Source organism: Streptomyces sp. NPDC046308, assembly GCF_055588065.1.
In genome coordinates this window covers 724,690-731,465 of record NZ_JBVJFB010000002.1, presented here as the reverse complement: position 1 = coordinate 731,465, position 6,776 = coordinate 724,690, and the positions used below count along the sequence as shown (strand labels likewise).

At 70.5% G+C, this 6,776-nt stretch carries 4 protein-coding genes and 1 pseudogene; 3 read left to right on the top strand and 2 right to left on the bottom strand.

Features of this window, described 5'->3' with window-relative positions; translation table 11 throughout:
• Positions 1–126: 126 nt before the first annotated feature.
• Positions 127–1,023 carry a LysR family transcriptional regulator gene (locus tag ACZ6JT_RS10720; RefSeq protein ID WP_469209092.1) on the bottom strand — a complete coding sequence of 299 codons (897 nt, stop codon included), beginning with the start codon at positions 1,021–1,023 and terminating at the stop codon, positions 127–129.
• 82 nt (positions 1,024–1,105) lie between these two features.
• Here ACZ6JT_RS10720 and ACZ6JT_RS10715 point away from each other — a divergent pair, with 82 nt between their 5' ends.
• Positions 1,106–2,086 (top strand): EamA family transporter, encoded by a 981-nt coding sequence (locus ACZ6JT_RS10715; protein WP_469209091.1) that lies wholly within the window; start codon positions 1,106–1,108, stop codon positions 2,084–2,086.
• Here the strand turns inward: ACZ6JT_RS10715 and ACZ6JT_RS10710 are convergent.
• Positions 1,992–2,495, bottom strand: a pseudogene (locus ACZ6JT_RS10710) (GNAT family N-acetyltransferase); the annotation flags it as partial. The gene ACZ6JT_RS10715 and the pseudogene ACZ6JT_RS10710 overlap by 95 nt on opposite strands.
• Before the next feature lie 405 nt (positions 2,496–2,900).
• Between ACZ6JT_RS10710 and recD2 the strand changes: the two are divergent.
• Together recD2 and ACZ6JT_RS10700 are read left to right on the top strand one after the other, a co-directional pair.
• Positions 2,901–5,159 (top strand): SF1B family DNA helicase RecD2, encoded by a 2,259-nt coding sequence (gene recD2, locus ACZ6JT_RS10705; RefSeq protein WP_469209090.1) that lies wholly within the window; start codon positions 2,901–2,903, stop codon positions 5,157–5,159.
• Between the two features lie 182 nt (positions 5,160–5,341).
• A complete protein-coding gene (locus ACZ6JT_RS10700) occupies positions 5,342–6,631 on the top strand; it encodes a citrate synthase (RefSeq protein WP_030710677.1) in 1,290 nt (429 codons plus the stop codon).
• The last annotated feature ends 145 nt before the right edge of the window (positions 6,632–6,776 follow it).

The following is a 6,776-nucleotide window of genomic DNA, read 5'->3' as shown; positions in this document are numbered from 1 at the left end:
CCCAACACCACCCCTGCCCCCCCACAACCCGCCGGGGGGTACCTCGCCGAACTCGTTTGTTGCTTTCTCGGCTGTGCGGGTTCTTGTTCTTCCTTCCCCCCCCCCCCCCCCTCCCCCCCCCCACCACTAGGTGGGCCAGTGGGACTGGAGGGTCTTCACGGCCTCCGTGATGGCGGGGCGGCGGGCGGCGCCGGTGCGCCAGAGGGCGTAGAGGCGGCGTACGGGGCCCGGTTCCAGGGGGACCGCCACCGCGCCCGGCGGGAGGGTTCCGGTGCCGAGGCGGGGCACGACGGCGACGCCGAGGCCGGCGGCGACCAGGGCGACGATGGTGTGGTTCTCCTCGGCCACGTGCGCGATGTCGGGTTCGAAGCCGGCCGTGCGCAGGGTCCGTACCAGCCAGTCGTGGCAGACCCGGCCGGGCGGCTGGCAGACCCAGCGCTCGCCGCCGAGGTCGCCGCGCTGGATGCTCCCGCGCCTGGTGAAGGGGTGGCCGGCCGGGACGACCAGGTCGCAGAGGTCGTCGCCGATCACCGCCTGCTCGATCCCCTCGGGCGCGGGCAGCGGGGCGATGTCCCAGTCGTGCGCCACCGCCAGATCGGTGACTCCCCGCGCCACCAGGTCGACGGACAGGTGCGGGTCCACCTCGGTCAGGCGTACTTCGAGGGCGGGGTGGCGGACGGCCAGATCGGCCAGGACGCCCGGCAGCAGCCCGCGCGCCGCCGAGGCGAAGGCGGCCACCGTCAGCAGCCCGCTCGGCCGCCCGCGCCGCTCCTCCAGGGTGGTCTCGGCGTGCTCCACGATCGCCATCAACCGCTGGGCCGTGTCGGCCAGATGGCGGGCCTCCTCGGTGAGCGCGACCCCGCGCCCGCGCCGCTCCAGCAGGGTGGTGCGGGTCTCCCGTTCCAGCTTGGCGATCTGCTGCGAGACCGCCGAGGGCGTGTAGCCGAGGGCGGCCGCCGCGCCCGCGACCGAGCCGTGCACGGAGACGGCGTGCAGGGCGCGCAGCCGGGCTAGATCGAGCATGTCCCTATCGTAAGCACTGCTTCATTGACTGCGGTAGTGATTCGCGCTGGTGCTACATGGTCGGGGCGACGATGGTGGGGTCATGCGTCCCGTACACACTGCTCTCGCCGTGCTCGTCGCCGCCTTCTGGGGCTTCAATTTCGTCGTCATCGAGATCGGGCTCGGTCATTTCCCGCCGTTGCTGCTGTCCGCCCTGCGGTTCCTGGTCGCCGCCCTGCCCGCCGTGTTCTTCGTGGGGCGGCCCAAGACCGCCTGGAAGTGGATCGTCGGGGTCGGGATCGCCCTCGGTGTCGCCAAGTTCGGCCTGCTCTTCACGGGCATGGACGCCGGGATGCCCGCCGGGCTGTCCTCGCTGGTGCTGCAGATCCAGGCCGTCTTCACCGCCGTGCTGGCCGCGGTGGTGCTGCGCGAACGGCCGGGCCCGGTGCGGGTGCTCGGCATGGTCGTGGCGTTCGCCGGGATCGCGGTCGCCGCGGTGGACGGCGGGACGTCCGGGCCGGTGCTCGGCTTCACGCTGGTCGTGGCGGCCGCCGCCTGCTGGGGCGTCTCCAACGTGCTGACCCGCAAGGCCGCGCCGCCCGACGCCCTGAACTTCATGGTGTGGGTGTGCACGGTCCCCGTGCTGCCGCTGCTCGCGCTGTCCCTGGTGTTCGAGGGGCCCGAGCGGGACCTGGCCGCGCTGCGGTCCCTGGACTGGTCGGGGGTGGCCGTCATCGGCTACGTCGCCTGGGTGTCCACCGTCTTCGGCTTCGCCGCCTGGAGCTACCTGCTGCGCCGCTATCCCGCTTCGGCGGTCGCACCGTTCTCGCTGCTGGTGCCGGTGTTCGGGATGTCCTCGGCGGCGCTGGTGCTGGGGGAGTCCGTGTCGGGGCTGCGCTGGCTGGCGGCCGTGCTCCTGGTCGGCGGTGTCGCCCTCACCTCGCTGGCCCCCGCGCGCGCCTCGAACCGTACGGGGGTCGGTTCGGGCGTCAGCGCGGGGAGCCCTCCTGGAGGGACAGCCGCCAGTCCTGCCCCGTCAGACTCGCTCCGTACGAGCGGTGCGGCCGCTCCGCGATCAGGGTGAAGCCGGCCTTCAGGTAGAGGTCCCGGGCGTCGGTGAGCACGTCGTTGGTCCACAGCACCAGCTCGCGGTAGCCGACCGAGCGGGCGAAGGCGACGACGGTGTCGACGAGCAGGGTGCCGATGCCGCGGCCGCGGCCCTCCGGGTCGACCAGGAGCAGGCGGAGCCGGGCGGTGCCGGGGGCGCCGTCCTCGCGCACGCACATCACCGAGCCGACCGGGCGGCCGGCCAGCTCGGCGATCCAGACCCGTTCCAGGTAGGGGTCGTGGTCCTGGGCGAAGTCCGCGACGATCCGGGCGACCAGCCCCTCGAAGTCACTGTTCCAGCCGTACTCGGCGGCGTACAGCGCGCCGTGGCGCTGCACGATCCACCCCAGGTCACCCGGCTCCGGGTCCCGCAGCCGCACACTCTCAGCCATGGCCCAACTCTAGGACGGCGGGCCCCCGAACGGGTTACCTCCTGCCGCCGAGGCCGCCGCCGAGCGTGGCCACGCCCTGCTCGTCGTCGCCGAGCTCGTGGAGCACGTCGTCCTGGAACGAGGATTCGCTCATGCCGGAAACGCCACGTGTGAGGTGATTTGGCGGCACCTTGAGTAGGCGTACGGTAACGGAAAAGTAAAGCTGTGCTTCCGGCTGCAACCCTGCGGGGGTATCGCGGGTCGTATGGTGCGTCGGCACTTCCGGGGAGGGATCTGGGGGGATCGGGAAGTCCGACACGGGAGGGGTAACCGTGAGGGGGTCCGGCCGCGAGGCGGGACCCCCTTCGCGCTGTCCACAGGCCTGACGCGTTGTCGGCGCGGCCCGGTAGCTTTCGGGGCATGGCAACAGACGGGGCACGGGTGGTTCCGGTGCAACTGGCGGTGGTCGAAGGGGTGCTCGAGCGCATCACCTATGCCAACGAGGAGAGCGGGTACACGGTCGCCCGCGTCGACACCGGCCGGGGCAGCGGCGACCTGCTCACCGTGGTCGGCTCGCTGCTGGGCGCGCAGCCCGGTGAATCGCTGCGCATGGAGGGCCGCTGGGGCTCCCACCCGCAGTACGGCAGGCAGTTCACCGTGGAGAACTACAAGACCGTGCTGCCCGCGACGATCCAGGGCATCCGCCGGTATCTGGGGTCGGGTCTGATCAAGGGGATCGGACCGAAGATCGCCGACCGGATCGTGGAGCACTTCGGGACGGACACCCTCGACGTCATCGAGGAGGAGCCGAAGCGGCTGATCGAGGTGCCCGGGCTCGGCCCCAAGCGGACGAAGCTGATCGGCGCCGCCTGGGAGGAGCAGAAGGCCATCAAGGAGGTCATGGTCTTCCTCCAGGGCGTCGGCGTCTCCACCTCCATCGCCGTCCGCATCTACAAGAAGTACGGGGACGCCTCCATCTCGGTGGTGCAGAACCAGCCGTACCGGCTCGCCGCCGATGTCTGGGGCATCGGGTTCCTCACCGCCGACCGGATCGCCCAGGCCGTCGGGATCCCGCACGACAGCCCCGAGCGGGTGAAGGCCGGCCTCCAGTACGCCCTGTCCCAGTCCACCGACCAGGGGCACTGCTTCCTGCCGGAGGACCGGCTCATCGCCGACGGCGTCAAGCTGCTCCAGGTGGACACCGGCCTGGTGATCGACTGCCTGGCCGAGCTGGCCGCCGACCCGGAAGGAGTCGTACGGGAGTCCGTACCGGATCCGCAGGGCGGCCCGGATCCGCTGACCGCCGTGTACCTGGTGCCCTTCCACCGGGCCGAGCTCTCGCTGGTGGGGCAGGTTCGCCGGCTCCTGAACGCCGAGGACGACCGGATGCCGGCGTTTCGGGACGTGGACTGGGAGAAGGCCCTGGGCTGGCTCGCCGGGCGGACCGGGGCCACCCTCGCCCCCGAACAGCGGGACGCGGTCAGGCTCGCGCTCACCCGCAAGGTCGCCGTCATGACCGGCGGCCCCGGCTGCGGAAAGTCCTTCACCGTGCGCTCGATCGTCGAGCTGGCCCGGGCCAAGAAGGCCAAGGTGGTGCTGGCCGCGCCCACCGGCCGGGCGGCGAAGCGGCTGTCCGAGCTGACCGGGGCCGAGGCCTCCACGGTGCACCGGCTGCTGGAGCTCAAACCGGGCGGGGACGCGGCGTACGACCGGGAGCGGCCGCTGGACGCGGACCTGGTCGTGGTCGACGAGGCCTCGATGCTGGACCTGCTGCTGGCCAACAAGCTGGTCAAGGCGGTGGCGCCGGGCGCGCACCTGCTGCTGGTCGGCGACGTGGACCAGCTGCCCTCGGTCGGCGCCGGGGAGGTGCTGCGGGACCTGCTGGCCGAGGGCGGCCCGGTGCCCGCGGTCCGCCTCACCCGGATCTTCCGGCAGGCGCAGCAGTCGGGGGTGGTCACCAACGCCCACCGGATCAACACCGGGCTGCCGCCGATCACGGACGGGCTCCCGGACTTCTTCCTCTTCGCCGAAGAGGACACCGAGGCGGCCGGGGTGCTGGCCGTGGACGTGGCGGCGCGCAGGATTCCGGCCAGGTTCGGGCTCGACCCGCGGCGGGACGTCCAGGTGCTCGCGCCCATGCACCGCGGCCCGGCCGGCGCCGGGAACCTCAACGGGCTGCTCCAGCAGGCGATGACACCGGCCCGGCCGAACCTGCCGGAGAAGCGGTTCGGCGGCCGGGTCTTCCGGGTGGGCGACAAGGTGACCCAGGTCCGCAACAACTACGAGAAGGGCGCGAACGGCGTCTTCAACGGCACGGTCGGCGTGGTCACCGGGCTCGACGTGGACGAACAGCGCCTGACGGTGCGTACGGAGGAGGACGAGGAGATCGGGTACGAGTTCGCGGAGCTCGACGAGCTGGCGCACGCGTACGCCGTCACCATCCACCGTTCCCAAGGGAGTGAATATCCCGCCGTGGTGATCCCGGTCACCACCGGGGCTTGGATGATGCTCCAGCGCAACTTGCTCTACACGGCGGTGACGAGGGCGAAGAAACTGGTCGTCCTCGTCGGGTCCCGCAAGGCCCTCGGTCAGGCGGTGCGTACCGTTTCCGCAGGCAGGAGGTACACGGCGGTCGCACCCCGGCTGTCCGGCCGGATACCGGTGGGAAACATCACCTAGATGATCGATCATTTGGGGTTCCACCGCCGGTGCGGAGGGGGCAGGATGAGCAGGTTGGCGGCACTCAGTGCCGTCGAAAGCACCAAAGGCCGACCCCGAGTGCACTCTCCTGCGCCAAATGGGGGAAGGTAGAGGCAGTCAGGGCACCTCGAAGAAGAGGCACTACGTCGGTGAGGGATGACGTGAGCGACAACTCTGTAGTACTCCGGTACGCGGACGGTGAATACACCTACCCGGTGGTCGAGAGCACCGTCGGTGACCAGGGCTTCGACATCTCGAAGCTGCGGGCCCAGACCGGGCTCGTCACCTTGGACAGTGGTTACGGCAACACCGCGGCCTACAAGTCCGCGATCACCTACCTCGACGGCGAGCAGGGCATCCTGCGTTACCGCGGCTACCCGATCGAGCAGCTGGCCGAGCGTTCGACCTTCATCGAGGTCGCGTACCTGCTGATCAACGGCGAGCTGCCGACCGTCGACCAGCTCGCGTCGTTCCGCAACGAGATCACCCAGCACACGCTGCTCCACGAGGACGTGAAGCGCTTCTACGACGGCTTCCCGCGGGACGCGCACCCGATGGCGATGCTGTCCTCCGTGGTCAGCGCGCTGTCGACGTTCTACCAGGACAGCCACAACCCGTTCGACGAGAAGCAGCGCCACCTCTCGACGATCCGGCTGCTGGCCAAGCTCCCGACGATCGCGGCCTACGCGTACAAGAAGTCGGTCGGCCACCCGGTGGTCTACCCGCGCAACGACCTCGGCTACGTCGAGAACTTCCTGCGCATGACCTTCTCCGTGCCGGCCCAGGAGTACGACCTGGACCCGGTCGTGGTCTCGGCGCTCGACAAGCTGCTGATCCTGCACGCGGACCACGAGCAGAACTGCTCGACCTCCACCGTGCGCCTGGTCGGCTCCTCGCAGGCGAACATGTTCGCCTCGATCTCCGCCGGCATCTCGGCCCTGTGGGGTCCGCTGCACGGTGGCGCCAACCAGTCCGTCCTCGAGATGCTGGAAGGCATCAAGAACGACGGCGGCGACGTGGACGCCTTCATCCGCAAGGTGAAGAACAAGGAAGACGGCGTCCGCCTCATGGGCTTCGGACACCGCGTCTACAAGAGCTTCGACCCCCGGGCGAAGATCATCAAGGCGGCGGCGCACGACGTCCTCTCGGCGCTCGGCAAGAGCGACGAGCTGCTGGACATCGCGCTCAAGCTGGAAGAGCACGCGCTGGCCGACGAGTACTTCGTCTCGCGCAACCTCTACCCGAACGTGGACTTCTACACCGGTCTGATCTACCGGGCCATGGGCTTCCCGACCGAGATGTTCACCGTGCTCTTCGCGCTCGGCCGGCTCCCCGGCTGGATCGCCCAGTGGCACGAGATGATCAAGGAGCCGGGTTCCCGCATCGGCCGCCCGCGCCAGATCTACACGGGCGAGGTCCTGCGCGACTTCGTGCCCGTCGAGTCCCGCTGAACCGAGGTTCGCTGACCCGAGGCTCGCTGACCGAGTCCCTCTGACCCGAGGCTCTCCACCGCGCGGCGTGCGGCCGCGCGGGCAGCACCGCAGGTAACCCCCAGGCGTACGAAAAGCGCCCCGCCGTCGATCCCCCCACGGGTCG